This window comes from uncultured Pseudacidovorax sp. (assembly GCF_913773995.1).
Taxonomy (GTDB): Bacteria; Pseudomonadota; Gammaproteobacteria; order Burkholderiales; family Burkholderiaceae_C; genus Xenophilus.
In genome coordinates this window covers 115858-138256 of record NZ_CAJYES010000113.1, presented here as the reverse complement: position 1 = coordinate 138256, position 22399 = coordinate 115858, and the positions used below count along the sequence as shown (strand labels likewise).

At 63.2% G+C, this 22399-nt stretch carries 28 protein-coding genes; 5 read left to right on the top strand and 23 right to left on the bottom strand.

Annotated features, from left to right (window positions below; all coding sequences use genetic code 11):
• Window positions 1–97 precede the first annotated feature (97 nt).
• The 6 genes from QZ772_RS10605 to QZ772_RS10580 all read right to left on the bottom strand — a co-directional run bounded on the left by QZ772_RS10605 (window position 98) and on the right by QZ772_RS10580 (window position 3210).
• Window positions 98–415 (bottom strand): STAS-like domain-containing protein, encoded by a 318-nt coding sequence (locus tag QZ772_RS10605; RefSeq protein ID WP_295525670.1) that lies wholly within the window; start codon window positions 413–415, stop codon window positions 98–100.
• The gene (locus tag QZ772_RS10600) at window positions 390–1259 is read right to left on the bottom strand and encodes an ATP-binding protein (RefSeq protein ID WP_295525668.1); all 870 of its coding nucleotides are present in this window, start codon (window positions 1257–1259) and stop codon (window positions 390–392) included. The genes QZ772_RS10605 and QZ772_RS10600 overlap by 26 nt, the downstream gene beginning before the upstream one ends.
• A gap of 717 nt (window positions 1260–1976) precedes the next feature.
• Window positions 1977–2231, bottom strand: coding sequence for a hypothetical protein (locus QZ772_RS10595; protein ID WP_295525667.1), 255 nt, complete (start codon window positions 2229–2231; stop codon window positions 1977–1979).
• Complete coding sequence (locus QZ772_RS10590; RefSeq protein WP_295525665.1) at window positions 2231–2704, bottom strand: hypothetical protein; 474 nt, start codon at window positions 2702–2704, stop codon at window positions 2231–2233. Before QZ772_RS10590 ends, QZ772_RS10595 begins: the two co-directional genes overlap by 1 nt.
• Window positions 2697–2834 carry a hypothetical protein gene (locus QZ772_RS10585; protein WP_295525662.1) on the bottom strand — a complete coding sequence of 46 codons (138 nt, stop codon included), beginning with the start codon at window positions 2832–2834 and terminating at the stop codon, window positions 2697–2699. The genes QZ772_RS10590 and QZ772_RS10585 overlap by 8 nt, the downstream gene beginning before the upstream one ends.
• Window positions 2835–3006: 172 nt before the next feature.
• Complete coding sequence (locus QZ772_RS10580) at window positions 3007–3210, bottom strand: hypothetical protein (protein WP_295525659.1); 204 nt, start codon at window positions 3208–3210, stop codon at window positions 3007–3009.
• Between the two features lie 198 nt (window positions 3211–3408).
• On the opposite strand from QZ772_RS10580, the gene QZ772_RS10575 reads away from it, so the two are divergent.
• Window positions 3409–3891, top strand: coding sequence for a hypothetical protein (locus tag QZ772_RS10575; RefSeq protein ID WP_295525656.1), 483 nt, complete (start codon window positions 3409–3411; stop codon window positions 3889–3891).
• Between the two features lie 13 nt (window positions 3892–3904).
• On the opposite strand, the gene QZ772_RS25500 is transcribed toward QZ772_RS10575, so the two are convergent.
• Complete coding sequence (locus tag QZ772_RS25500) at window positions 3905–3982, bottom strand: TRASH domain-containing protein (RefSeq protein ID WP_366510576.1); 78 nt, start codon at window positions 3980–3982, stop codon at window positions 3905–3907.
• A gap of 454 nt (window positions 3983–4436) precedes the next feature.
• Between QZ772_RS25500 and QZ772_RS10570 the strand changes: the two genes are divergently transcribed.
• Window positions 4437–4790: a hypothetical protein gene (locus QZ772_RS10570; RefSeq protein ID WP_295525653.1), complete on the top strand. Its 354-nt coding sequence runs from the start codon at window positions 4437–4439 to the stop codon at window positions 4788–4790.
• Between the two features lie 65 nt (window positions 4791–4855).
• Here QZ772_RS10570 and QZ772_RS10565 read toward each other — a convergent pair whose 3' ends face one another.
• The 9 genes from QZ772_RS10565 to QZ772_RS10525 all read right to left on the bottom strand — a co-directional run bounded on the left by QZ772_RS10565 (window position 4856) and on the right by QZ772_RS10525 (window position 12695).
• Complete coding sequence (locus QZ772_RS10565; protein WP_295525650.1) at window positions 4856–5479, bottom strand: hypothetical protein; 624 nt, start codon at window positions 5477–5479, stop codon at window positions 4856–4858.
• 72 nt (window positions 5480–5551) lie between these two features.
• Window positions 5552–5947, bottom strand: coding sequence for a hypothetical protein (locus QZ772_RS10560; protein WP_295525647.1), 396 nt, complete (start codon window positions 5945–5947; stop codon window positions 5552–5554).
• A gap of 72 nt (window positions 5948–6019) precedes the next feature.
• Window positions 6020–6307: a hypothetical protein gene (locus tag QZ772_RS10555; RefSeq protein WP_295525644.1), complete on the bottom strand. Its 288-nt coding sequence runs from the start codon at window positions 6305–6307 to the stop codon at window positions 6020–6022.
• 164 nt (window positions 6308–6471) lie between these two features.
• On the bottom strand, window positions 6472–7155 hold the full coding sequence (locus QZ772_RS10550) for a hypothetical protein (protein WP_295525642.1): 684 nt from the start codon (window positions 7153–7155) through the stop codon (window positions 6472–6474).
• 2 nt (window positions 7156–7157) lie between these two features.
• The gene (locus tag QZ772_RS10545; protein WP_295525639.1) at window positions 7158–9149 is read right to left on the bottom strand and encodes a hypothetical protein; all 1992 of its coding nucleotides are present in this window, start codon (window positions 9147–9149) and stop codon (window positions 7158–7160) included.
• Entirely contained in the window at window positions 9146–10414 is a 1269-nt protein-coding gene (locus QZ772_RS10540) for a hypothetical protein (RefSeq protein ID WP_295525637.1), read from the bottom strand. Before QZ772_RS10540 ends, QZ772_RS10545 begins: the two co-directional genes overlap by 4 nt.
• A gap of 3 nt (window positions 10415–10417) precedes the next feature.
• Window positions 10418–11695 (bottom strand): hypothetical protein, encoded by a 1278-nt coding sequence (locus tag QZ772_RS10535; RefSeq protein ID WP_295525635.1) that lies wholly within the window; start codon window positions 11693–11695, stop codon window positions 10418–10420.
• Between the two features lie 2 nt (window positions 11696–11697).
• On the bottom strand, window positions 11698–12150 hold the full coding sequence (locus tag QZ772_RS10530) for a GNAT family N-acetyltransferase (protein ID WP_295525633.1): 453 nt from the start codon (window positions 12148–12150) through the stop codon (window positions 11698–11700).
• Window positions 12147–12695: an aspartyl/asparaginyl beta-hydroxylase domain-containing protein gene (locus tag QZ772_RS10525; protein WP_295525630.1), complete on the bottom strand. Its 549-nt coding sequence runs from the start codon at window positions 12693–12695 to the stop codon at window positions 12147–12149. Before QZ772_RS10525 ends, QZ772_RS10530 begins: the two co-directional genes overlap by 4 nt.
• A gap of 474 nt (window positions 12696–13169) precedes the next feature.
• Here QZ772_RS10525 and QZ772_RS10520 point away from each other — a divergent pair, with 474 nt between their 5' ends.
• Window positions 13170–13346, top strand: a complete 177-nt coding sequence (locus QZ772_RS10520) for a hypothetical protein (RefSeq protein ID WP_295525628.1) — start codon at window positions 13170–13172, stop codon at window positions 13344–13346.
• Window positions 13347–13465: 119 nt separating this feature from the next.
• Here QZ772_RS10520 and QZ772_RS10515 read toward each other — a convergent pair whose 3' ends face one another.
• From QZ772_RS10515 to QZ772_RS10490, 6 genes are all read right to left on the bottom strand, one after another.
• Window positions 13466–14938: a YfjI family protein gene (locus QZ772_RS10515; RefSeq protein ID WP_295525625.1), complete on the bottom strand. Its 1473-nt coding sequence runs from the start codon at window positions 14936–14938 to the stop codon at window positions 13466–13468.
• A gap of 86 nt (window positions 14939–15024) precedes the next feature.
• On the bottom strand, window positions 15025–15855 hold the full coding sequence (locus QZ772_RS10510; protein ID WP_295525622.1) for a toprim domain-containing protein: 831 nt from the start codon (window positions 15853–15855) through the stop codon (window positions 15025–15027).
• Window positions 15852–16028 carry a hypothetical protein gene (locus QZ772_RS10505; protein ID WP_295525619.1) on the bottom strand — a complete coding sequence of 59 codons (177 nt, stop codon included), beginning with the start codon at window positions 16026–16028 and terminating at the stop codon, window positions 15852–15854. The genes QZ772_RS10510 and QZ772_RS10505 overlap by 4 nt, the downstream gene beginning before the upstream one ends.
• The gene (locus tag QZ772_RS10500; protein WP_295525616.1) at window positions 16025–16354 is read right to left on the bottom strand and encodes a helix-turn-helix domain-containing protein; all 330 of its coding nucleotides are present in this window, start codon (window positions 16352–16354) and stop codon (window positions 16025–16027) included. Before QZ772_RS10500 ends, QZ772_RS10505 begins: the two co-directional genes overlap by 4 nt.
• A gap of 378 nt (window positions 16355–16732) precedes the next feature.
• On the bottom strand, window positions 16733–17734 hold the full coding sequence (locus tag QZ772_RS10495) for a hypothetical protein (protein ID WP_295525614.1): 1002 nt from the start codon (window positions 17732–17734) through the stop codon (window positions 16733–16735).
• A complete protein-coding gene (locus QZ772_RS10490) occupies window positions 17727–19205 on the bottom strand; it encodes an integrase family protein (RefSeq protein ID WP_295525611.1) in 1479 nt (492 codons plus the stop codon). The genes QZ772_RS10495 and QZ772_RS10490 overlap by 8 nt, the downstream gene beginning before the upstream one ends.
• Window positions 19206–19602: 397 nt before the next feature.
• On the opposite strand from QZ772_RS10490, the gene QZ772_RS10485 reads away from it, so the two are divergent.
• Both QZ772_RS10485 and QZ772_RS10480 read left to right on the top strand, forming a co-directional pair.
• A complete protein-coding gene (locus QZ772_RS10485; protein ID WP_295525608.1) occupies window positions 19603–20277 on the top strand; it encodes a response regulator in 675 nt (224 codons plus the stop codon).
• A gap of 7 nt (window positions 20278–20284) precedes the next feature.
• Window positions 20285–21640, top strand: coding sequence for an ATP-binding protein (locus QZ772_RS10480; protein ID WP_295525605.1), 1356 nt, complete (start codon window positions 20285–20287; stop codon window positions 21638–21640).
• A gap of 9 nt (window positions 21641–21649) precedes the next feature.
• Here the strand turns inward: QZ772_RS10480 and QZ772_RS10475 are convergent, their stop codons facing one another.
• Complete coding sequence (locus QZ772_RS10475; RefSeq protein ID WP_295525717.1) at window positions 21650–22285, bottom strand: tetratricopeptide repeat protein; 636 nt, start codon at window positions 22283–22285, stop codon at window positions 21650–21652.
• Window positions 22286–22399: the final 114 nt, after the last annotated feature.

Sequence of the window (22399 nt, the reverse complement as noted above, 5' to 3'; positions counted from 1 at the left end):
TACGGGCTTCAGGCTGTGACATCCCGCGGGGGGGACGATTGACTTGGACACAAAAAAGCCCGCGAGAGCGGGCCTTTTGTGCCGTGGAGACTCGTTGCTACGCCGCCGCAGTCTCCCCCCGAGCGGCACGAGACAGGATCACATGCCGGATCAGAGGTCTGGCAGACTCGGCAACGTTCTTGAGCTTCACTCGCTGCTTGAACGGTTCCAAGCCGAGCAGAGCAGCAAGCCCTCCAATGCATTGGTCGGCAAATGACGGCGTAGGCGCTTGGCCGCGGAAGTCGATAACTACGGTCTCGTATGCCGACAGCGCGCTCATAACGTCATCAAGGAATGCTTGCCCATTGGGCCGAGTCGCCATCTTCGTGCCAAGGCTGACGAGATCAAACTCAAAAGTCGAAGTCTTCATCTTCATATCCCCTTACTGGTGGCCACGTGCGGTAGACATCTTGAGTGCTGATCGCCTTGGTCGTGTCGAACTCGGCTAGCACTAGGGTGCCATTCCATGCTACATCCTGCACGCCAGCCTCTCCAAGACTATTTGCAAAGTGGTGCCACTCTCTCCCGGAGTACACACCAATCGCGCCTCCGTTTCGCTCCACTAGCTGTCGGGCAAGAGCTAGTCCATACCCAGCGTGTCCGTGATGGATCTTGCTGCTCGCGTGAAGCTCCGTTGCCAGCGTACAACAGTTCTCGGCTACGGAGCGGTCACGCATTTCTTCAGAATCGGCCGTTCTGAAGGATTCCCTGATACCTATGCCCATATCAGCGATGGCTACCTGAAGAAGGTTGCCCCGCGGCCAGTACTGCGCACACGCTAGGCCATGCAGATCATCTTTAACTTGAGCATGAGCGAAACAGTTATCCATGAGCTCGGCGAGAGCAACATTCAGGCTCTCGCGGGCGGGATCGCTTAGGTTCGTGCGTTTCGTTATCTCGGCAACTCGCTTCGCGCAGTCGTGCGTCTGGTCGCGCGTGCGCAAGGTCTCAATGGGGACGAAGCGCCCAACAGAATCCCCCTCACGCACACGCGCTGGCGGGGCAAGGCCGACAGCCTCCCAAAGCCCCATCCGGGTCGCGTAACTCTTAATGGCGGGCGCCAGTTCGATCCGAACCGCGCGATGCGCCTTAAGAACCAGCGCAAGCGTCACAAAATGGAAAGGCCGGAAAAACTCCGGCGCTTGGCACTCCTTCGTTTGCTGGAGCTGGTCGAGGCTTAAGAGCCAACTCTGAACTTCTTTTGCAGTCGTCTGACGCATCTAGGCGGGCGGGGGAGTTATCTCGGGCGATTTTCCTCCTACAGCAGTAGCGCGGAGCCAGATCTAGATACCCCGTTATCCCGATTGCAGCGAGCACGTAAGTAGTCTTGCGCGCGATTCGCATCGCGGCCGTTCTCATGTGCTCCCTTGAGCCAGCGGCCCCTTCCGTGTTTTGAATTTGACCAGCGCTGGGTGGAGCAAGCAGAAGTACGCCTACAGCGGAACGAGCGTCCTTGCGGGCGTACTGACTGACATGCGCGAAGGATCACCTTGCGGACGGTTGATCGCGGCTCTAACTCGGTCTGTTATGGACAGCGCGGGTGCTGCATGCCCTACTCACGCGCGCCCCTCTGCGCTCAGCGCGGGGTATACCAGCCCAAGTGCTGGGTAGTCCGTCCCGTATACCCAGTGTTCGACGTGGCCCCGGATTTGGCCCCCTGTCGTTGCGTCTGCGAGCCCCGCCATGTATCCGCAGAGTTGGGCAGCGGCTTCTATGGCCCGATTGGCGGTTTCGTCGTTGTTGTGCAGTGCCACGCTCAGCAGGCCATCCAAAACCGCGAGCTGGCTTGCAAGGATCTCCAGTGCCCTGCGCATGTCAGCGGCGGAAAGGTCCGCAGAGGCTGGAGCCGTTTGACGTTCTACGGCCGTGGGGGTGTTTCTCATGATTCATTCCTTATGAGTCGAGCGCAGGCCCAGCCGAGGGGCCATGCGTCAGATTCAAGATTGAGGATCGGACAGCCAGTTGCCGCCGAGCCTGGCCGTAAGCGAATCGATTGCCTCCCGCTCATCGGTGGAGGCGGACAGAATTACGCTGTTCAGGTCCAGCAGCCGGGGCACGAGCCCCTCCACAAGCGCCTCAAGCAAGGGATCGCTTGTCCGGGCAGCGCGCAACAGGTACGAAAGCAACGCCTCGTTCTGGCCCGTCGCAGCAGCGATGACAGCCAAGCGGCCGGGGTCTGCCATGTCGTTCATCAGCGCCACCCCCTTTGCGGAAGCATGGGCCGCATGAGGGCTTGAAAGCGCTCGTCGGTGCGGGCCAGATGCCAAGGATGATCTTTCCAAGGTTTGGCGTCGTTAAGCGCCATCGCCATCGCCCTGGCCTTCATCATTCGCTCGTGCGCTGCTTTGTGCTGGTCGTAGCGGACGTGGGCGGGGACTTCTTCGGGGTAGAACTCCAAGCGCCAGTAGTCGGCGCTCGCGTATGAGTTGCGCCCCTCGCCCCGCTCCACTTGCGGCGGTCGGGTGCGCAGCAGCTTGAACACCATCCCATGCGCGCGCCAGCAACGCCACGAGAACCCCATGCTTGGCCAGTCGATGCCGTCCGGCACGAGCCCTTCGGCGGTCAGTTGCTCGCGTGTCCCGTAGTAGCGGGACTCGGCACTGTCGAGAACAATGAACAGATCGCCCAACGCCTGGGCGGGATTCGCCGCTGTTTGCTCATGCATGGCGAACCCCCGTCAGGTAGACAAGGGAAGCCAGCGCCTGGTCGGTCTTGCGCTGGGCCGATTGAACGTCTCCGCGCTCAAGGTACAGGGTCGCCTGCACGAGGGCGTTATGCGCGCTCAGGATGCGCATGTCTGCGCCTGGTGGCGCTGTCACGGGTTCGCCCCCTTGATGGGGGACAATGGCTGTAGCCATGGCGCACGTCCTTTCACTGGTGGTGCGTTGTGGTTAGAACGGCTGCAGGGCTCCTACCCCCTGCGGCCGTTCGCTTGTTTGCCTCAGATTCCGCCATGAGGCGCGGCGGTCATTCCTTGTCGGTGGCCTCCGGATCAGGTTCGGCGTCGATCTTCTGCCGCACCCAGTTAGCACCACCGAGCCGCTGGAGCTTCGCCTTCTGCTCGTCAGTCAGCTTGACTGTCACCGGCGCTGTTGCCGGGGCGCCGGCCACGGTCGGCTTCTTGCCGCTGCCGGATCTGGATCCGCCCCATTGCTTCTTCGCTGCTGTCATGGGGGAATGGTATTCCTAATCAAGAAGAAAAGGGAAACCTTTTCATGATGGTTGACCCTAGGTGGCCGGCCGGGCCCGCGCGAGGTCAGGCCGTCAATCCCATTTTTTCTACGGCAGCCCACAGTGGCACCGACAAAACTGACGAAACCCCGACGCTCGTGGGATGATCAGCCAACCATCTCACCGCGGGGGGTCGCCATGATTGAGCTTGCGCTCACCATCCTTGTCGCTTGGTTTCTCTTGGTCCACCTTGGCGCCCTCGTGGTGCTCTCAGCTCTGGCAGTCGCCGCGCTAGTGACCGTCATTGCGGCAGTTGGCTTTGGGTGGGGCGTTTGGCATGTGCTCGCGCCACTGAACGACGTTGGGTTCGGCGGCGTCTTGGCATCGGTGGCGATGGCGCTGGCCGCCGCGGGCGTCGTTGGCTTGCTTGGGGAGCGATTCCAGAGAGGCGCGGTGGGTAAGGTCGAGGGCAGGCTCTACGGTGCAGCGTTCCTGGCTCTGTTCGTGTGGACGGCCACACTCATCCCAGAAGCGATGACCAATGCCTTAGACGGCAATCTCTCGACGCTGGCCGTTCAAGCACTCGTGGCGTTGGTGCCGTGGGCCGCAGTAACGGGCCTGTGTCGCTGGCGCATTTCCATGAGCGGGCACCGTCATGAACGACCTGCCGCGCAAACGTAGCTGCCGGGCCTGGTCAGCGGAGGAGGACCAACTTCTTCTTGAAATGACTGCCGCAGGTCTGACATGCGAAGACGTAGGCGCGCTTCTTGATCGCTCGAGCGACGCAGTGCGCGTAAGGCGCCCCTGCCTGTCATCGCCCACCAAGCTCACAGTGCGGTGGACTGAATGCGAGGACACGCTACTTCGTGAGCTTTGTCCCCTAATGAACTACAGGCAGTTGGGGGCCTTGCTGGGCCGTTCGCTTCATGCCGTCGAATCAAGAATGAGAACGATCGACGCACCGACGCCTATGGCAGTTCGCCCCAAATGGACGGAACACGAGGACGCAGTCCTCCACCAACACTATCCACACATGCCGAATAGAGCACTAGCAGCGCTCCTGCCCGGCCGAACGACTCGCGCGGTTACTGCTCATGCCGCCGCAACAGGCTTGAGTAAGTCTGCCCAGTATTATTTTGATAGCGGGCTCAAGCGTTTCGTTCAGTTCGTTCCAGAGCTGCAAGAACTGAGACGCTTGAGCCAAAAACTAAGGAAGGCACTCGCCGATGAGGAACGTCGAAGATCTTCGGGCGATGCTGTTCGCCGACCTCGAAGCGCTGAGCAACAACCCAGGCGCTGTGAACCTTGAGCACGTCCGGGCGCGGTGTTTGGTCGCTGATCGCATCATCGACACCATGCGCATCGAGGTGCAGTTGGCCGCCGTCATGCGCGGTTCGCTGGAGGTGCCTTTCATCGAAAGCCAGACATCAGAGCGCAGCGGAACTCAGCCGACCCGGCGCCGGCCTGCCGAAGACTCGGACATAGCAGATGCCAAGCCGCTCAGCGCGGTGGAACGTATGACCCGCGCTCTGTCTCGGGGGCCGTCGGCTGACCACGCATGGCGCCGCTCAGGCAAGTGAGGAAGACGGGGCTGACTCCAACTTCACTGGACAAATAGACAGCGCTGGGGCTGCGCGTTGGCGGGCTATTTCGCCAGATCGTTGATGCACGCGCCGAAGTCATCCACCATCGCCGATGAGCGGTCGCGAATGAGTCGGTCCCCCTCTAATCGGGCAGCTTTGACAGCCAAGTCGATCTCAAGGCTCACGTCCTGCTGCCCGGCCTTGCGGTTGAAGCCGACAACGATCCTCCGCTGTTCCAAAATCGCCTTCAACACTGCGATTGCTTCATCATCGACTGCGCCGACGAACAGTGCATAGCCGGGAGTTTCGGACTCAGCTCTTAAGGCCCGCTCTCGGGGGCCGCTACCCCTCACCGGTCGAGCAAATGCGTAGTAGGGCGAAACCGCACGACCCTCTGAGCCAAGCGTGTCTCTTACCCCTAGCTTCAAGGCATACATGACAGCGTTGCCTGAACGGCGCAGATAGTAAGAGCCAATGCCCTGCACGGCTGCTCCGCCCCGCGTGGCGTGATCGCGGCCGATGACGTTGAACTCCAGCCCGCACGCTTCAAGCAGTCCCTCAGAAGTCTCCCGATGCGCCACCGTGTAGACGGTGCCAACCAGAGCGCTTAACGCATCTTCCTGCGCCGCTGGTTGCGCCCACACGGGGGAGCTTGCAATGAGGAAGCACCAGAGCAACCGCTTCATGTCTCACACTCCAGGTCGTTGGCGACTGCCACCGCCAATTGACAGCATGGGCAGCCACATAGCCTTAGGCGGCTAATGTCGCACGCCAGCCGGGGAAGTAAACCCAGCGACCTTCATTGCTTGTGTTGTGCCGCCTGAGATCCTGGCGATGAAGTCCCGAACTTCCCGCGCATCGCTGCTGGCAGCGAAATACAGGCCATTCCACAGCACACAGCGCCCGTCATCAAGCCACTGCAGCTCCAGCCCCACAAAGGCGCCCTCCAGCGCCTCGTCTCCACCCTCCGACTTGCCCGTGATGAGGATGACGCGCTCGAGCTTGTTGGTCACGGCATAGGCTAACTCTCTGTTGATGGCGTCGAGGTCGAACCCTTCAGCCCGCGCCATCTCTTCCGGGCTTTCATAGACGCGGTTCAGCTCAAGAGGGTAGTAGATGCGCGCTGGCGCTTCGGCTTGATCATCGAGTTCCATGGGCCGATGGTGCTCGTGCTGCGACCCGGGCTCCAGCTTCAAACCTGCTGATTCCTGCGGTTGCGCGGGGCATCACTTGCGCTCAGCGGCTCGCCTCTCAGCCTCCAAGTTCTCGATCCGAAACTTGAGAATGGATAGCTCGCCTTGAATCATTGCCGTGCTGCTGTTGCCGGCCTTCATCGAGATTTTTAGATCCCCAACATCCTCCATCAGCCGATCAAGCTTGTAGTACATGCCGAAGCCGCCGCTAACGATGGCGAAGGCGACCACAAGCAACCATGGAAGAGGAAGCCGAAAATCAACCACGCGTGTAATCCGCGCGCCCTCGGCGTAGGCCGGCGCGATGCCTTCGCCATCCATAGGGCGCGCTGCCTCTCTCGGAGGCGATGGGCGAAATCGACTATCAGGCATCGGCGACCACGCTCCCCAAAAATCCGCGCTGCTCGCGCAGTGTTCGTGCCAATTCCCGCAGACAGGGACGCGTCCCACCTTGCCAGCGATTCATGCGCGCCACGGCCTTTCCCTCAATGCTTCGCGGCCCGGTTGATTGCCGCCAGGGTTGCCATTGCTGGATGGCTTCCCGCTGGCGCTGTCGCTGCTCGGGTGTCCATGTACGTGCCGCCATGGCTTTGGTCCTCTAAAAGTTCAGTCGGCGCTTTCCCCCCGTCCACGCGCGCGGCCTCACCGACCACTGCGCCAGGCGCAGGCACTGCGGCCCCGTTGTTGACCTGCTGGGGCCCGTTGGCCACGTTCGCCTGCTTGGCAATCACTGTCGTGCGCGGGAACTTCAATTCGACTAGCGCCTGTATCGTGGCGCGGCTCTGCGCCTGGGCCTTCAACGACAGGCTTAGAAACGCCTCGTAGTTCCGTTGGTACTCTTGGCGGGAGGCTCGACGGGCAAGGCTTGTGAACACCGTTTGAAGCGCTACCGCCTGGCCGATCAGCATTTCTTCGATCCCGTCCAGCTTCCCGGCCTTGCATTCGTCCATGAGCTTTCGCAGGCTCGCGGACATTTCCCCTAGGCTGGCATCGGGCCCTAGTAGGTTGGCATTGAATGCCTCCATGACCAACACCGAGCTAACCGAGGCATTGACCACCGCCCGGCCGCGCGAAACCGCCTCAGACTCCCCGGCGTACATGTCCACAGGCAAAGGGTTGTCCTTGCCCGCTCCTTTGCCGGCCGGGCTGCTCTTCCGCTTCGCCGCCATGCTCAATCCTGGGCGGCCAGCAGAGGCGGGAACCTGTAGGCGCCAGCAGCGACACCGCGCAGAAGCGCATTCTTCGGGCCGCTGAATGCCTGGGGCTGCGTCAGCAGCTTGGCGGCCGTCTCAGGGTCCAGCATTGCCGCCGATAGCTTCTCCTGCAGTTGCTTGTTCGCCGCGCCGTAGGGCAGTTGCATCAAGCGTCCCACAGTCGTTTGCATGGGCACGCTGCCGCCCAGCGTCTTGCCCAGAGCGCTTTCCAGAATCTGGTTCTGCGCCATGTTCTGCAGCGTGTTGGATCCCACCGCCCGACCCGTGTTGTTCACGAGCTGGCCGGCGTTTAGATCGGCCTGGATGCGGCGCAGCACGTCCATTTGCTCGGCGCTCAGTTCCTTGCCAAGTTCGGCGCCCTTGTTCTTGAGCAGGTTGTTGAGCTTCGCCGCAGACAGCACCAATCCGCCTTGCGAGTCCACCGAGCCGGTTTGAACCTGCTTAAGGATCTCGTCCAGCTTCTTCATCTGGTTAATGGGGATGCTTTCCTTGGCGTAGGTCTCCAGATATCCACGCCAGGTAGGTGTCGCAGACTCTGCCGTAATGCCGGCCGTGTACGGCCCAACCTGGTTCGGGGCTGCAGCCGTGGCAAGCTCGCGTGAGGTGGACGCAGGAACGCGCCGGCTGGCCTGGTCAATGGCGTCATCAATGATCCCCTTGACCCCGGTAAGCTGGCCGGCTGCATAGCGCAGATTGCCGGCCTCACCCTGGAGGCGGCCGCCTAGAACATCGTTAATGTCCTTGCGGATGGCGTACAGCGCGCGGGCATCAATCGCACCGTCCTTGCTGAACTGTGCGATGCGGTTCCTGAACTCGTTCAGGGCCTGCTGCGACAGCTTGCCGGCGTTGTTGGGGTCGGCAAGTAGCCGGTCGATGCTCGACAGGATGCCATTGGCCGGCACTTGGCCTGCAGCAGACAGCGCAGCCTCGCGCATGGGGGCCGTCAGCTCATCGCGGGCAGCCTTGGCTAGATCAATCTTGCCCGTGTTGCCGGCGATCTCTTCGATTGCTGCTGTCCGGGCCTGGTTCTGCGCCGTGGTGCGAGCCGCTAGGCTCGACGCATATTCCGGGTTCGCGTTCTGCATGGCGCGGCTAAGGGCTGCCAAGCCAGCGTCGCCAGCAGCCATGGCCGAGGTAGGGGCTGAACCCGGGACAAGCTCGCGCGAAGCCTGGAGCGCAGCGCGGGCGGCTTCCGGGTCCGTTGCGAACTCGCGCAGGACGTTGCTCGTGATTCGATCCTGTCCCTTTGCCGTGAAGGGGCGCAGAAGAGCGCTAGCAGTCTCAGCCCCAGCGCCAGCCACCTTGCCGACCACGGGCAGTGCGGCCCCGATGGCTGCCCCAGTTCCTGCATCCTGCGGACTCACTAGGCCGGCCGATGCGCCACCTGTCACCGCCCCGCCGAGGCCGCGTAAAAGCAGGTTCCTTGCGCCTTGTGCCACTCCGGGCCCCACGGCATCAGCAGCCCTCATGCCGCCAGTCGCAAGGGCATTGCCAAGAGCTGGCGCACCCGCCATCGTTGCAGCCTTGCCGAAGATCCCGCCAACAGGCCAGGTCGCAGCGACTTCCCCGCCCACCTTGCCGACCTTGTAAGCCGCGGAGTCTGGATCGACGCCAAGCGATGCGAAAGCATCATCCATCGCCTTGCGGCGGCCCGCGTCCTCTTGGAAGTTCCAGCCTTCACCGCGGACCACGCCGGCAGCGGCCTTGCCGGCATCGATCAGCGTGGAGGCAACCGAGCCAGCGCCACGGATCAAGCCAGCGCCAGCATTCCCCATCGTCTGCATCCCAAATGGGGGCTTGTAGCCGTCGCCTGTAGCCGCCTGGTACTGGCGCAGTAGTTCAGCGTCTGACAGATTGGCGAATGCCGAGGCCAGGGGCGCGGGCGGCGTGTTCGCCTGCTGGTACATCCGCAACAGGTCCGCATCGCTTACCTTGGAAAAATCGCTCATGGCTTAATCAACCCTCGGCGGATGAGTTCGGCGCGCATCGCTGCGGCGTCCTTGGCCTTGCCCTCTTCAAAGCTCCCCTTCGCAGGCGCGGGAGACTGGGCGGACACGGCCGGCTTAAAGTTGTTGGGAACCACCAACGTGGGGTCGCCGCCCGAGCGACGGGCAACGTCTTCATACTGGCTGCGAGCGTTCATCAGCGATTGCTCGTAGAAGCCCATGCGGGTGTTGGCCTCCTGGATGAGCTGGGCCTTTGTCTCAGGCGTCAGGCGCCCCTGTCCCTGGAGCATCTGCGCGGCGCTCTTCACACGCTCGGGGATGGACTGGCTATTGGCAATCGTCGCGTACTCCCCTTCCCGCACGACGCTTTCCGGGTCGTACAGCTTCGCCACCGCATACACAATGTTGATGTCCGACTGCGGCGTGTTGCGCTTCGACGCCTCTTGGATCACGTTGTACGACGGCAGGGCCTGTTTGTAGTTCTTGACCTCGGGCAGGCCCTCGAACTCTTTGCGAAGCGTGGTGGACGTGGTTCCCGTCTGCCCTTCGCGCTTAAGCTGATTGAACTCACGAGCGCGGGCGTCCGTCATGTCCTGCCCGCGCATGGCCACCGCGTTACTGCGTTGATTGTTGGCAATCGATGTGCTGGAAGACAGCTGGGCATCAGGGCTCACGGTCTTCTGCTGATTGGCCAGGACCTTTACCTCTTCCGTCAGCGGATTGACGCGCTGGGTCTGTTCTGACCCGCCAAGGTTGATGGTCTGAATTTTTCCGAGCGCCGTGTCCATGTCGGCGCCCCAGGCCATGGCTAGCTGCTTGATCTTCACGGGATCGTTTCGCAGCGGGTACAGGGCCGCCTTAGCCTTGTCGATGATCGAAGAATCGATGCCGCGCAGCGAACCAACCGAATCAATGATCGAAGCGGCGTTCTGCTCGGTGGGATTGGCTGCGATGGCTCCCGCCGCTTGCTTGAGGGCGTCTAGCGTTGCCTTGCCGCGCTCAAGCTGGAACTTCTGCTGTTCCTGCTGGTACTTCTGATATTCCATGGCGGGTTTGAACAGGCCGCGCTGCTGCAGGTTCGCCCCCACGTCGCCGCCCTTGGCGTAGGCGTCCCGTAGGGCCTGGTCGTCGGCCATGGATCGCTGCGCCTGCATGAGCTGCATTTGCCGCATCTGGCGGTTTGCCTGCTCGTCGGCGATCTCGTCCGCAGACTTCAAGGGCGTAACGCCCCGGCCGGCGTTCAGGATGATGGAAGGATCGAGCGGCATTTCTTACCCCGTATAGCCGTTGGTGCTCAGCCAGTTGCCGAGCGGGTCACTGCCGCCCACATAGCCCGTGTAGCCGCTGTACCCGCCACCCTGAGAGGAGAGGAGCTTGTTCCAGCCGGCCGCGGTGTTGATGTTGTTGGAGCTGTTGTAGGCGTTCACAGCCTGGTTAATGCCGCTTTGCAGGTTGTTGCCTGCTGCGATGCCTGCAGCAGACTGCGCCGCACCAGAAGCCAACAGGTTGCTGCTCATGTTGTTGGCAACCTGCTGATTGCCGGCGCCGACTTGTGCCGCCGAGTTCTGGCCCGTGGTGGACTGACCGGACAGGAAGTTGTAGATCCGGTCCCGGTTAGAGTCGTAGGCCGACTTGTTGGTGTTCCAGGTGCCCAGCGCCCGGTTATAGGCATCGTTGAACTTCGTCCCTGCGTAATCCTCGTTGTAGCGGGATAGCTGCTTCATTGCCGCGCCGGACAGGAAGTTGCCCCGGGATGCCTGGGCGCGGTTGATGCCCTGCTCTCCCTGTTGCCGGCCGAATAGATAGCCCGGCTCGTTCTGCAGGTCCTGGCCCGTGAAGCTGAACTCTTCCCCATTGCGGTACGGGGTCAGCAAAGAGCCATAGGTCGGGTCTTGCTCGGCCTTGGCCTGGAGATCGGCCTGTTCCTTGTAGTACTGCTGAATCGCAGCGTTCAGGGCGTTCTCATCGACCTGCTGGATGTATTGGGGCGTCGAGTCGTTCGCATAGACCGGCGTGTCTGCGCCGGCATCGATGCCGTATCCATTGCCGGGGATGTAGCCGATGGCCCTACGCTGCGAATCAGAGGTCGTCCCATACCCTAGCCGCGGGTCTTGCTTCATCGCCTCCGCATAGGCCGGATCCGACGTGGGGCTCATCGGGTTGGCGACGGTGGTCGTGAACCGGCTTAGAAGCTGCTGGCGAACCTCGTCCGGGTTTAGGCCGGTTTTGAGGCCGCTGGACGTGACAGCAGAGGGGCCAAGTCCCAACCCAAGGTAGCGGCCCAACAGTGCGCTGGATGCGCGCCCTTGCTCTACCCACGGGGACAGGTCCTGTCGTAGCTGTGCGGCCTGCTGGGCTTGCAGCGCATTGGCCTGCGATGCGCTGGCGCTTTGTGCGTCGGCTGCATCGCTCGCAGAGTTGGCACTGATGAGAGAGCCGGCCACGCCAGCCGCAGCGATGCCCGCACCGACGTGGCAATAGCTCTTGCCTAGCCGGTCCTCTTGCGCTCGATCACGGGCCAGCGCGCCCATTCCCTTGATGCGTCCCATGATTACCTCAGCGTCTTAACGTAGTGCCGTTCAAACTCTGTCCAGCCCATGTGCTCAAACAGATTGCCAATGTCTAGGCTTTTCTTCGTGCCCGTAAACATCCGTTGGACTCCCCGCTCCTTCAAGGTCTTCTCCACGAACTGGAACAGGCGTAGCGGCGTGCGGCCCGTGCGATGTGCGGGGGCGATGTAGTACACGTCCGTAAAGGCGCTCAGGCTTGAACGGTAGTGAAGGTGCGGGCGAACGATGGAGGCGTGATAGCCCACCACCTCACCACCAGCACGCGCAACGACGATGTGAAGCGCGCCGCACATGGCATAGCGGTCGTACGATTCCATGTCCAGCTCAAGCGGGATCGTGTCTCGGTTCACTGCGACCTCTTCCCAGTGGGCCGGCCACAGGTGCGACATCTGATCGCGCACTGCGAACCAGTCTTCAACGGCAAAGGTGATCATGCGATGCGGATGTCAATGACCATGTGGATGCGCTCCACAGGGCTGTTGTTGATGACCTCGTGCTCAGGGCGGCCCTCGTCCTTGTCGCCCTTACCGTTGTCGAACCACCAGACTTCACCAGGCGCCATCCACACCTGTTCATCCCCAGCGGAGAACACAACACCCGGCGCGCTCTGCAGGCAAATGTGGTGCCGGTGCCAGTAGTTGGCGTGGGCGAACGTGTCGGCGTGCTTGAAGATCCGGCCGCCAGGCATCACGCGGTTGATGATGACCCGGCCCAGGCGCGTGCCTCTCACATGCGCCATCAGGTTCATCACCAGATCGCGCGCCTCGGGCAGCTTGTCGTAAACCGGAAGATCGATGCACTCGTGCTGGTCGTAGCCCGGCTCTTTCATCTGCGCTGCAAGCTCTTCGGCAGAGGCGGCAACCCATCGCGGAGGGAAGCGACAGATGATGGAATCGATCTCGCCGAATGGGCCCTGGGGGTACGTCCGCAGGTAGGTGTCTTCATGCCACCACTGAGGATTGCGGGCAAGCTTCGCCATGAGGGGGCCAACATTGGCGCCTGTAGCGATGCGGTGAAAGTGCTTCATGAGTCGAGGGAGGGGCCTAGAGCCGATACGGGTATCGTCTCTGTGCCATCCTCACCCAACCATGCGGCTAACTGCGTTTTCCTGCGGTTTGCAGCGATTGCCTGTCCGCTCGTGACTCGACCCACATTGCCAGGTCATCCACGCGATAGCTGACCTTGGCACCAGCAACGCCGAGCCGATAGAAGGGAGGGCCGCTGCCCTCGCCTCGCATCTGCCTAAACCAGCCCTGGTTATAGCCAAGCAAGGATGCCGCGTCCCGTTCCCCGATCCGGCCATCAGCGGACATGACAAAGGCCCGCGCCCTGATCTCAGTCATGAGCCTGGCATAGCAGTCCTCAACACGCGACAGGGTTACGGCATGGGTCGCAGTCAATGGACACCCCCCCTCCGGCCCTGTCGCTCAGGGGCGCCGTACGCCGATGCGAAATGAGCAATCAGCCCGGCCCGCTGTTCAGCCGGCACCGCTCGACAGTCGGCCCGCATCTGTTCCTTGGCCGCCTGCCCGTCACCCCATTGGATGCATGCACGCTCGGCATGCGCCAGCAGCTCAGCCAATGGGGGGCAGTTTTCCGCAACGGCAGGGGATGGGGCTGCCAAAACTGACAAAAGGGGGGTTTCGTCAGTTCTGGCAGGTGCCTCCGTGGGCTTTTGCGGAAATGCGGGGGGAGGCGTCTCGCTTCCTTGCGCTGCTAGGTGGGCCTTCGCCCGCTGTGCCCATGTGCTCATGCCGACACCTCCCCAATCTTGGGGTTGATGTAGTAGCGCACAGTCGGCCGACCCGTCGGGTTGTCGGTTTCGACCCCCTGGACCCATCCGCCTTCTTCCAAGGTGGCTAGCGCGCCCTCGGCCTGCATTGAGCTTGTGACACCCGCCCACTGCTTGCGCACCACGTCACGCACCGTGAACCCGTCCAGTAGCTTTCCCTGTTGGAGGCGACGGGCCACCATGCGGGCCGTGTTGACCTTGCTTGCCTCCACCAGCCCATAGACCCGCCGCGCATGGCCAGCCAGGTATTCACACCACGAGGCAGCGCGCAGGGCCGTTGCAGCCGTCACAGGGCCTATCTGTCCCTCGGCCACATGGAGGATGAGCGCGACAGCACAGAAGAGCTTTTCAAACTTCCCTAGGTGCTGCTGCATCAGCGGGTTGTGCTCGCGCGGGATCAATGCGCTGTGTAGCTCGGTGCACCATTCAATGAAGATGCTTTGGGCCTCATCATCGAAGTGGAAATGGGGCAGCTTCACAAAATCATCGGCTGGCGCTGCTCCATCCTGCACGGGGTCGAACACCGCCAGGCGGTCGAAAAGATCGCGCACCGCCTCGCGCGCGCCCTTCACCGGGTGCCTGTCTCGCCACTCCCATGCAACACGATCCGGGTACACCAGCACTTGAAAGCGTTGGATGCGTCCGTCGTTGTCGAGCGATGAGGAAATGCCCGCGAGGTAGCGCTCCAGTAGATCTGGCTGGATGCCACCAAAGACAGACAAGCACAGGTTCTTGATGTGCAGGCTGCCGCGCGAGATCCGATCAATGCTGAAACTTGAAGTGCCGTTCCAGCCCTCAAGGTAAAACGCCTTGTCGCCCTCGCGCCCTTCCTTCTCCCAGGACGACAGCAGGCCGATCAACTCATCCCGAAAAACCAGCATCCCTTGCGGGTTGTGCGCCAGCAGATCGCCCAGCTTCTCGACGGTCGAATCATTGGACTTGTAGCGCCTCGCGTGGGGCTCTTCGGGCTCTTCCAGCGTCTGCAGATCGGCCATCGCTGCGGCCATCTTGTCTTGGTCGGGCTTGCCGGCTGCCGCCTTTTTCATGTTGGCTTTGACTGCCGCCTGATGGGCTTCAAACGCGGCTTTCTCGGACTCGTAGACCTTCATAGCGGCATCGAGCTTTTCCACCTCCTGCGCCTCCAAACGGTCGAGGAAGCGCGTAACGGTAGACAGCGCGGGCGACTTCTTTACGGACGGGTCTCCAACGATTCCCCCGTAAAGGTTGGGCGTCACGATCCAATCATCCCGCCGCTTCGGCTTGATGCCGCAGCGGGCGCCGATCACCGAGCCCAGGCAAACCAGCAGAGCGGCGGCGATGTAGTCCGGCGCGCATGGCATCCGGTCTGCCTCGTCCAGAACGAAATGCGCCAGGGACTGGGGTAGCAGCGCCTCCGCATCGAATGCCGGCGCTGGCGGCAGCTCGGACACGATAGGCGAAGGGACGGGCCAGGCCCGGGGCACTGGGGCCCGCGCGGCGTCGAAAGCATCACGTACAGGATTAAGAAATACAGCACTCATGCCAGAGCCTCCAAGCTTCCGGCGAGCCGGTGCAAATCGTTATGGTCCGTGTGTTTGGCGCCCCTCGGCAGCCCCTCGAAGTTGGGAACCGCCAGCAGTCCGCCCACAGCTCGCGCCGCCTTAGTTGCCGCAGTCAAGCCCGGGTTGCCATCGGTCTTCCAGTCATCGTCTGCGGCGATAACAAGGGTGATGCACGGGAACTTCGCGCGCATCGACTTAGCCACCGACAGCAGGTTGCCGGCGTTGAAGGCCACAGCGACCGCATGCCCGGTGACCTCGTGAATCGTGGCACCCGTCGCAAATCCCTCGCACACCACCAGCCGGCCGGACGGCCTGCCGATAGGGCAATAGAGGCCCTTTACGCGGCCCCCAGGCATGAACCGCTTAGCACCATCGGGCGCGATGCCCTGGACGTTGTGGATGACCCCGTGAACGTCGCTCATGCGGATAAGCAAGGTATGCCCCGCCTCGATGCGGGCGCCGTGGGCCTGGATGCCTTTGACGGAAAGGTATGGATGCGCGTCGGCTGGCGTTGCCGCCTTCCACCGTTCTTGGGCCGCCTGTGCGACTTCCGCATGCCGCTGGCGCTGCTCGGCGTCGTGCTGGCGCCGGAGGGCGTCCATTCGCCTTTGATAGGCCAGCTTCTCGGCCGGGGACAGCTCCCGCTGTTCGCGTCGTAGCTGCAGGAAGTCGCACCGAAAGCAGCGCGCAATGCCGTGATCGTGGGCCAGGATCGTGATGCCTAGCGACTTGTCCCGGGGCGTCTTGCTGCAGACTGGGCAGGCCGCGCGATGATCGCCAATGGCGTAATCGTCAAAGTCGATCATGCGGCGCCTCCAATCTGACGCAGGAATACCGCGAGTGCGTGCACGTCAGGGCATTGGCGCGTATGGCCCCAGCGGGTGACTACGTAGCCGCCGTCTGCCAGGTCGTAGACCGAGTGCCCCAGCAGCGCAAAGCGCGCCTTGAGCGTGGCAATGAGCTTTTCGTCCCAATTCATTGGCCATCCCCTTTCACCTCATCGGCCAGGGAGTACAGGGCAACGAACGGATGCGAAAAACCGTCCTGGTCTACAACCGTCACCCGCTGCGTCTCGATCTCATAGCCTTGCCGGCGAAGCTCGAAAACGCGCGTGGGGCACTGATAGCAACCGGCGCGGCGTAGCTCATAGCTCGTGTGGGGCCGCATCCTCAGAAGACCCAGGATCTTGGCCCGTTGCTCTTCTGTGCTCAGGAAGGGAGCGCTATGATTGAGGTCCGAAGTTTCTTTCTTGTAAGCCCTTGCCGTTCCAGCGGCCGGGGCTTTTTTCTTGTCCGGCCCGCTCATTACGCGGCCTCCAGCGGCTGCACGCCCAGGAGCTTGCGAAGCTCTGCCGTTGGCCACGCAAGGCGACCACCGACCCTAAGAGGCTGGACCGGGCCGCTGCCGTTCATGGCCCAAATGTGCAAGGTATGAGGCGAGCGGTTCAGGTGGATTGCCGCCTCTCGCGTGGGCAGCGTCTGCCGCGTCTCATCGGCCAAAGGGATAAGGGAAAGCGAAGCATTGCGGGTCATTCGGAAGGGCTCCTATGTCTGAAGCCTTCATTCCAATTCCGGGGTTTGGCCGGGGCTCCGCAACCCCGGGCCCCGCGCCCACAAACCCCGGCTTAAACCGCCCCTAAATCCCGGCTGGTGGGGTGCTTAACCCCGGGCCGGCCGCGGAGCCCTAGTCGAACTGGCGCGGATCAGAATCACGATGGGCCTCGTAGCTCAGGCGAAAGCGGTTTTCATAAACTCGCCACCCGGTTTCTGGATTAAGGGGTTCTCTCCCATCTCTGCCCTTCCTTCGATTCGGATCAAGGAGCCATTGCAGCACCTTGTAAGGGCAAAACAGCGGCGTCCTTCCACCGCCGCCTAGGGATATGCGCGCACGGTCCAGAGCTGGAATATCTTGCACTTTGTTGAACCATTTTTCGTTCATGCCAGTGAGCTTGCCGAAGGCTTCGATTAGCTGATCTTTCGTTGCAAGCTCCCGAAGCTTTGGCCCTTGCTCGGCGTCGCCTGCGGTGCTGGCTCTAGGACCAGGCAGCGGCCGACCAATGCCCCCCGAGTAAGCATCAAGCCAGGCATTTAGATCGCTTGCATTGGCTTCCTCGTATTCCTCCCGGACGACGGCCCCCTCCGGGTAATCGTAAGAGACGCCAAACCCAGGGCGGTACATCCGAAGCTTCCTTTCGTCGCCATCGGGCAATACCGCTGCACGCTTGAGCTTTTGCAGCAATGCCGCCTCTTCATCCGTCATCGGGGGAATAGTGCGCCCGTGATTCGCTCCATCAAGCAACTCGGTCAGCTCGGCGAGTGGGCGGCCGAGCCACCATGAAACCGCCTCCAGAAGCGTATAGCGCCCGTTGTCGATCTTGCGGGCCTGGTCTTCGGTCATGCGAGCCGTAAGCGCCTTCTCATCGGCAGCAACGCGCCTAATCCCCTCCGCATCGAGCAATGACACGGCCCATTCATCAGGAGCGGCAAAGGCTGCGACCACATCCTCGGCCGGCGCGGTGCCCTGCGTCGCCAGGACGGGAATGCCTGCGTGTTCAATGATCCGCTGTGCCTTGGCCAGCTTCGGCGCCAGCGCTCCAGAGTCCCCATGAATCTCTATGCTCCGGGCCAGCTCGGCCAGAGTTACAAGGCCCTGTGTCTGGGCTTTGCTCTGTGCGCGCTTAGGCATAGTGGCGCCCTCCATCATTCAGCGCCAGGCGTGGCACCGCTGGCGGGTTGGCTGCTGGCATGTTGGCCTGCTCCAAGATCCATGCTTCGATTCGCTCGTGATGGATGCGCAGAAGATCGAGGGGCCGCACGGTGTAGTGTTTCTCCGCTGTCGCGGATGGCTTGTGCCCCATGATTTGCGCCACCACTCCGGCCGGAATCTCCAGCCATTCCGTCAGGCTCTTAAAGCTGCGCCTCAGCCCGTGGAGGGTCAGCCCGTCAATTCCTGCAACGGCGCACGCTCTAGCGTGGGGGTCGCGCGGTTCACTGATGTAGCCGGACGCACTGGCCACCACAACCCCTCCGGCCTGAGGCTGGGCGCCCGAGGCTTCGGCGCGTCGAGCGCGACGCCTCGCGTTCTGCTCATCCATCGATACCGCGCGCGTGCTGGCAAACACCCATTCATTCCGGCGCGGGAGCGCCTGCAGCAGGCTCAACACATAGGGCGTCAAGGGGATCACTCGCTCCCCCTCCACCTTGTCTCTGATCGTGAGCCCTCGCCATTTCGTGTTCACGTCTTCCCAACGCATAGACAAAACCTCATTGGGACGCGCGCCCGTCAGGAGCATCACTTGTATGGCCGCCGAAATGGTCGGGTTTTGGATGGCCCGGACTCCAGCGAACCATGCCGCGAGTTGTTCGCGCAATAGGGCATCGGTCTTGACCTTCGGCCGGCCCAGCACTTCCCGCGTCTTGCGTGTCCCGGCCGCGTTGGTGGACTGCACGAGCCCTGCGTACTGCGGTTGCTCAGCGCACCAATTCAGGAAGACTTTCAGCAACCGCCATGCAAGGCGCGCGCTGGTGGGCCTGGTCTTTGCCTCCTTTGCTGCCCATGCCTCGACGGTGGCAGCGTCGAGCGCGCGCAAGGGTAGGCCCATCAATGGGAATAGCGGCATGTCCACGGTAAGGCCCGTGCCCCTGGTGCCCCGGCGCGCTACCTGCCCACCAGCCCGCGCCAGCTTCACATGGTCGTTGTAGTGAGTCGCGCCCCAATGATCTTTCCGCGCCTCTAGGTATGCGTCCCACACCTCTCTAACCGTCACCTGAGCGGCTTTCTGTGCCTCGGCCATGGCCTGGTCAGCAGCAGCCCGGGCCAGCCTCTCTTCGGCCCGCCGCTTGTCCACCTCCCGGGGGTCCATGCCGGCATCGAGCATCACCGCGAGGCGCCTTGCTTCGGCGCGTGCCTGCTCAATGGTCCAGCTTCGCACGTCGCCAATCGTGCGGCGGATGGTCTGCCTGTTCAGCTTGCCCTCAAACACGAACGACTTGGCGCCGGTATTGGTGACACGGACCCGCAATCCTGGGGCTTCGCTATCCCTTAGAAACGCTTGCCCTTTGGTGTCGGTGGGGCAGGATAGGCGCTCAATCAATCCGACCGTAAGGGCCGCCCTTTGGGATAGATCGACGGGGGCGTTTCGTGCTGGACGGGCCATGGTGTTGGTTCGCCCCTCCCCGTCGTGTAGCCACTGTGTATCCCAGGAGCACGAATTTTCGTGAACGAATCGGAATCACAGAGCCGGCCGACAGGCCAGGAATAAGGCGCTAAGTCGTTGATTCCACAGGATCATAGCAAGCAACATGAACCACAGCGAAGCAATCGGAATGAAAGCAGCCCGAGGAATCATAATCCACAGGTCCGCGGTTCGAGTCCGTGAAGCGCCACCAAAACCTCCAAAGGGACCCCGTGCAAACGGGGTCCCTTTTTCTTTTGCGCGAGGCGGGGTGCGATATCCTGACTTCCACCTGAACCACCCCCGGCAACTGCGGCATCTGCAGGCCGGCCTCCCCCACGAGGATCGGTCCGCCGCACTGCCGCCAGCGCCACCTGCCATGCGCCTCATGATCGTGGAAGACGACACCCTGCTGGGCGATGCGCTCGCCCAGGGCCTGCGTCAGCGCGGCCATGCCGTGGACTGGTTCCGTGATGGACCGCAGGCGGATGCAGCCCTGGCCGGGGCCCCCTTCGATGCCGTGGTGCTCGACCTGGGTCTGCCGGGCAGCGACGGCATGCACTGGCTGCGGCGCTGGCGGCAGGCCGGCCGCGTGCTGCCGATCCTGGTGCTGACGGCACGCGACGGCGTCGAGCAGCGCATCGATGGCCTGGACGCCGGTGCCGACGACTACCTGATCAAACCCATCACCATCGACGAGCTGGCCGCGCGGCTGCGTGCGCTGGTGCGACGCACCGCCGGGCATGCGCAGGCCGTGTGGCAGCACGGGCAGCTCAGCTACGAGCCAGCCAGCAAGCGGGTGCACTGGCGCGGCGCCCGGGTCGAACTCACCGGCCGCGAGCTGGCGCTGCTGGAGATCTTCCTGAGCCAGCCGCAGCGCGTGCTGTCCAAATCGACGCTGCTCGAAAAGCTCTACGACTGGAGCGGCGGCGAGCCTGAGGGCAACTCGCTCGAAGTTCACATCCACCACCTCCGCCGCAAGATCGACCCGGGCATCGTGCGCACGGTGCGCGGCGTCGGCTACGCCCTCGGTTCCGGCGAAGGATCGGCGTGAGCCTCCCATGAGCCTGCAGCGTCGCCTGCTGTTGTACCTGCTGATCTGCGCGCCACTGGTGTGGGGCCTGGCGCTGTACTTCTCGATCCAGCGCGCTCGCCATGAGGTCAACGAGATGTTCGACACCCAACTCGTGCGTCTCGCGCGGCAGGTGCAGGCCACCCTGGGCCACGGCTACCCGGGTTCGTCAGCCACGCTGCCGCCGGCACCCAAGGAGGGTGCACCCGACGCGGGCGACTCGGATGTGCGCGACCTGGCGATCGCGGTCTGGTCGACCGACGGCAAACTGGCCCTGTCCGACCGCGAGGGCGTGGATTTGAACTTCCGCTTCGACGCCCAGGGCTTCGTCGATGACGAGGTGGATGGGCGACCCTGGCGCGTCTACTACATGCGCTCCGGCGACGACCAATGGCTGGTAGCCGCCGGCCAGGGTGCCTACGAACGCGACGAGCTCGTCTATGGCCTGACGGTCACGCAGGTCGTGCCCTGGTTGCTGGTGCTGCCGATCTTGCTGGCCGTGATGGCCTGGGCCGTGCGCGCCGCGCTCGCCCCCATGCGCCGATTGACCAGCGAGCTCGCCCACCGCGACGCGCAGGACCTGCGCCCCGTTCCCAGTGCCCGTGCCCCGGCGGAACTCAAGCCATTGCTGACCGCGATGAACGGGCTGTTCCAGCGCATCGAGCAGCTGCTGGTGCGCGAACGCCGCTTCACCGCCGACGCCGCGCACGAGCTGCGCACCCCGCTGGCGGTGCTTGCCGCGCAGTGGGACGTGGTGCGCCATGCCGGCACCCTGGCCGAGCGCCGGCAGGCAGAGGACAAGCTCAGCGCCGGCCTGCACCGCATGGAGCGGCTGGTGACGCAGATGCTGTCGCTGTCACGCGTGGAGTCGGGGGTGCTGCCCTCGCTGGATGCCGAGATCGACTGGCCGCCGATCGTCGAGCAGGCCATGAGCGACTGCCTGCCGCTGGCCGAACGTCGGCGCATCGACCTCGCCTGCGAATGGCCGGCCGGCGGCGCCCACCCCATGCCGCTGCTGGGCGATGGCCACCTGATGACCGTGCTCGTGCGCAACCTGCTGGACAACGCCGTGCGCTATGCGCCCGAGGGCAGCAGCGTGCTGCTTCGCATCGGCCGCGAACAGCTGGAGGTCGAGAACGACGGCCCGCCGCTGTCGACCGGACAGCTCGCGCGCATGGGCGAGCGCTTCTACCGGCCGGAAGGCCAGCACGAGGTGGGCAGCGGCCTGGGCGTGTCGATCGTGCGGCGCATCGCGCACCTGCACGGCCTGGAACTGCAACTGGGCACGCGCGCCGATGGCCGCGGCGTGCGCGCGGTGCTGCAGTTCGATGCCGCGCACCGATGAAGGCGGCGCTCAGCGCGCCTTGATCTTGTCCATCAGTGCCTTGACTTCCTCGCGGCGGCCGGCGTCGGCGATCTGCCGGCCGGGCCGCGCGGGCGCCTGCAGGGCGCGCTCCAGGTAGGTCATCGCCTGGTCGGGCTGCTTGGTCTCGACCAGGTACTCGCCATAGAAGAAGTTGGGGTCGATGCCCTTGGGGTTGAGCGTCAGCGCCTTCTGCAGCAGCTCCTTGGCCTTGGCCTTGTCGCCGAAGCCCACGGGCCAGCCGGGCACCTTGTAATACAGCACACCGAGGCTGTTGTAGGCCGAGCCTTCGAGCACGTCGCCGTTGATGGCAATGGCCGATTCGTACAGCGCCTTGGCCTGCTTGACCAGGCCCAGCGCGCCCAGGCCGCCCTTCTCGCCGGCCACGGAGCTCACGATGATGCCCTCCCACACCAGGGGCTCGGCGCGGCCCGGATTGGCTTCGCTCAACTTGTGCGCCTTGGCGGCCAGCGCCTCGAAGCGCTTCTCGCGCTCGGCCGGCGGCGCCTGGTAGCGGATCACTTCCCAGTCGTGCTGCAGCTCGGCAACGCCGTCATCGACGGGCGCGGCGCGGCTGATCAGCGGCGTGATGGCTGCCAGCACGCCGGCACCGGCGAGCAGGGCCATCGACAGCCAGACGCGGCGGCGCGAACCCGCATGGGCGAGCCTCGCGGCGACGACGGCGCGGTGGGAGAAGGTGGCAGGCGTGGTCTTCATGGTGTTCGCAAGAAAGATGAGGGG

What these genes read in the sequence shown, in the direction of transcription:
- QZ772_RS10555 (WP_295525644.1), bottom strand. Translation starts at nt 6,307, where the DNA reads ATGGATGGCGAAGGCATCGCGCCGGCCTACGCCGAGGGCGCGCGGATT.
- QZ772_RS10565 (WP_295525650.1), bottom strand. Translation starts at nt 5,479, where the DNA reads ATGAAGCGGTTGCTCTGGTGCTTCCTCATTGCAAGCTCCCCCGTGTGG.
- QZ772_RS10580 (WP_295525659.1), bottom strand. Translation starts at nt 3,210, where the DNA reads ATGACAGCAGCGAAGAAGCAATGGGGCGGATCCAGATCCGGCAGCGGC.
- QZ772_RS10520 (WP_295525628.1), top strand. Translation starts at nt 13,170, where the DNA reads ATGAGCAATCAGCCCGGCCCGCTGTTCAGCCGGCACCGCTCGACAGTC.
- QZ772_RS10550 (WP_295525642.1), bottom strand. Translation starts at nt 7,155, where the DNA reads ATGGCGGCGAAGCGGAAGAGCAGCCCGGCCGGCAAAGGAGCGGGCAAG.
- QZ772_RS10535 (WP_295525635.1), bottom strand. Translation starts at nt 11,695, where the DNA reads ATGGGACGCATCAAGGGAATGGGCGCGCTGGCCCGTGATCGAGCGCAA.
- QZ772_RS10570 (WP_295525653.1), top strand. Translation starts at nt 4,437, where the DNA reads ATGAGGAACGTCGAAGATCTTCGGGCGATGCTGTTCGCCGACCTCGAA.
- QZ772_RS10500 (WP_295525616.1), bottom strand. Translation starts at nt 16,354, where the DNA reads ATGAGCGGGCCGGACAAGAAAAAAGCCCCGGCCGCTGGAACGGCAAGG.
- QZ772_RS10585 (WP_295525662.1), bottom strand. Translation starts at nt 2,834, where the DNA reads ATGCGCATCCTGAGCGCGCATAACGCCCTCGTGCAGGCGACCCTGTAC.
- QZ772_RS10575 (WP_295525656.1), top strand. Translation starts at nt 3,409, where the DNA reads ATGATTGAGCTTGCGCTCACCATCCTTGTCGCTTGGTTTCTCTTGGTC.
- QZ772_RS10560 (WP_295525647.1), bottom strand. Translation starts at nt 5,947, where the DNA reads ATGGAACTCGATGATCAAGCCGAAGCGCCAGCGCGCATCTACTACCCT.
- QZ772_RS10485 (WP_295525608.1), top strand. Translation starts at nt 19,603, where the DNA reads ATGCGCCTCATGATCGTGGAAGACGACACCCTGCTGGGCGATGCGCTC.
- QZ772_RS10600 (WP_295525668.1), bottom strand. Translation starts at nt 1,259, where the DNA reads ATGCGTCAGACGACTGCAAAAGAAGTTCAGAGTTGGCTCTTAAGCCTC.
- QZ772_RS10490 (WP_295525611.1), bottom strand. Translation starts at nt 19,205, where the DNA reads ATGGCCCGTCCAGCACGAAACGCCCCCGTCGATCTATCCCAAAGGGCG.
- QZ772_RS10495 (WP_295525614.1), bottom strand. Translation starts at nt 17,734, where the DNA reads ATGCCTAAGCGCGCACAGAGCAAAGCCCAGACACAGGGCCTTGTAACT.
- QZ772_RS10545 (WP_295525639.1), bottom strand. Translation starts at nt 9,149, where the DNA reads ATGAGCGATTTTTCCAAGGTAAGCGATGCGGACCTGTTGCGGATGTAC.
- QZ772_RS10505 (WP_295525619.1), bottom strand. Translation starts at nt 16,028, where the DNA reads ATGAATTGGGACGAAAAGCTCATTGCCACGCTCAAGGCGCGCTTTGCG.
- QZ772_RS10525 (WP_295525630.1), bottom strand. Translation starts at nt 12,695, where the DNA reads ATGGCGAAGCTTGCCCGCAATCCTCAGTGGTGGCATGAAGACACCTAC.
- QZ772_RS10530 (WP_295525633.1), bottom strand. Translation starts at nt 12,150, where the DNA reads ATGATCACCTTTGCCGTTGAAGACTGGTTCGCAGTGCGCGATCAGATG.
- QZ772_RS10480 (WP_295525605.1), top strand. Translation starts at nt 20,285, where the DNA reads ATGAGCCTGCAGCGTCGCCTGCTGTTGTACCTGCTGATCTGCGCGCCA.
- QZ772_RS10590 (WP_295525665.1), bottom strand. Translation starts at nt 2,704, where the DNA reads ATGCATGAGCAAACAGCGGCGAATCCCGCCCAGGCGTTGGGCGATCTG.
- QZ772_RS10540 (WP_295525637.1), bottom strand. Translation starts at nt 10,414, where the DNA reads ATGCCGCTCGATCCTTCCATCATCCTGAACGCCGGCCGGGGCGTTACG.
- QZ772_RS10605 (WP_295525670.1), bottom strand. Translation starts at nt 415, where the DNA reads ATGAAGATGAAGACTTCGACTTTTGAGTTTGATCTCGTCAGCCTTGGC.
- QZ772_RS10475 (WP_295525717.1), bottom strand. Translation starts at nt 22,285, where the DNA reads ATGGCCCTGCTCGCCGGTGCCGGCGTGCTGGCAGCCATCACGCCGCTG.
- QZ772_RS10510 (WP_295525622.1), bottom strand. Translation starts at nt 15,855, where the DNA reads ATGATCGACTTTGACGATTACGCCATTGGCGATCATCGCGCGGCCTGC.
- QZ772_RS10595 (WP_295525667.1), bottom strand. Translation starts at nt 2,231, where the DNA reads ATGAACGACATGGCAGACCCCGGCCGCTTGGCTGTCATCGCTGCTGCG.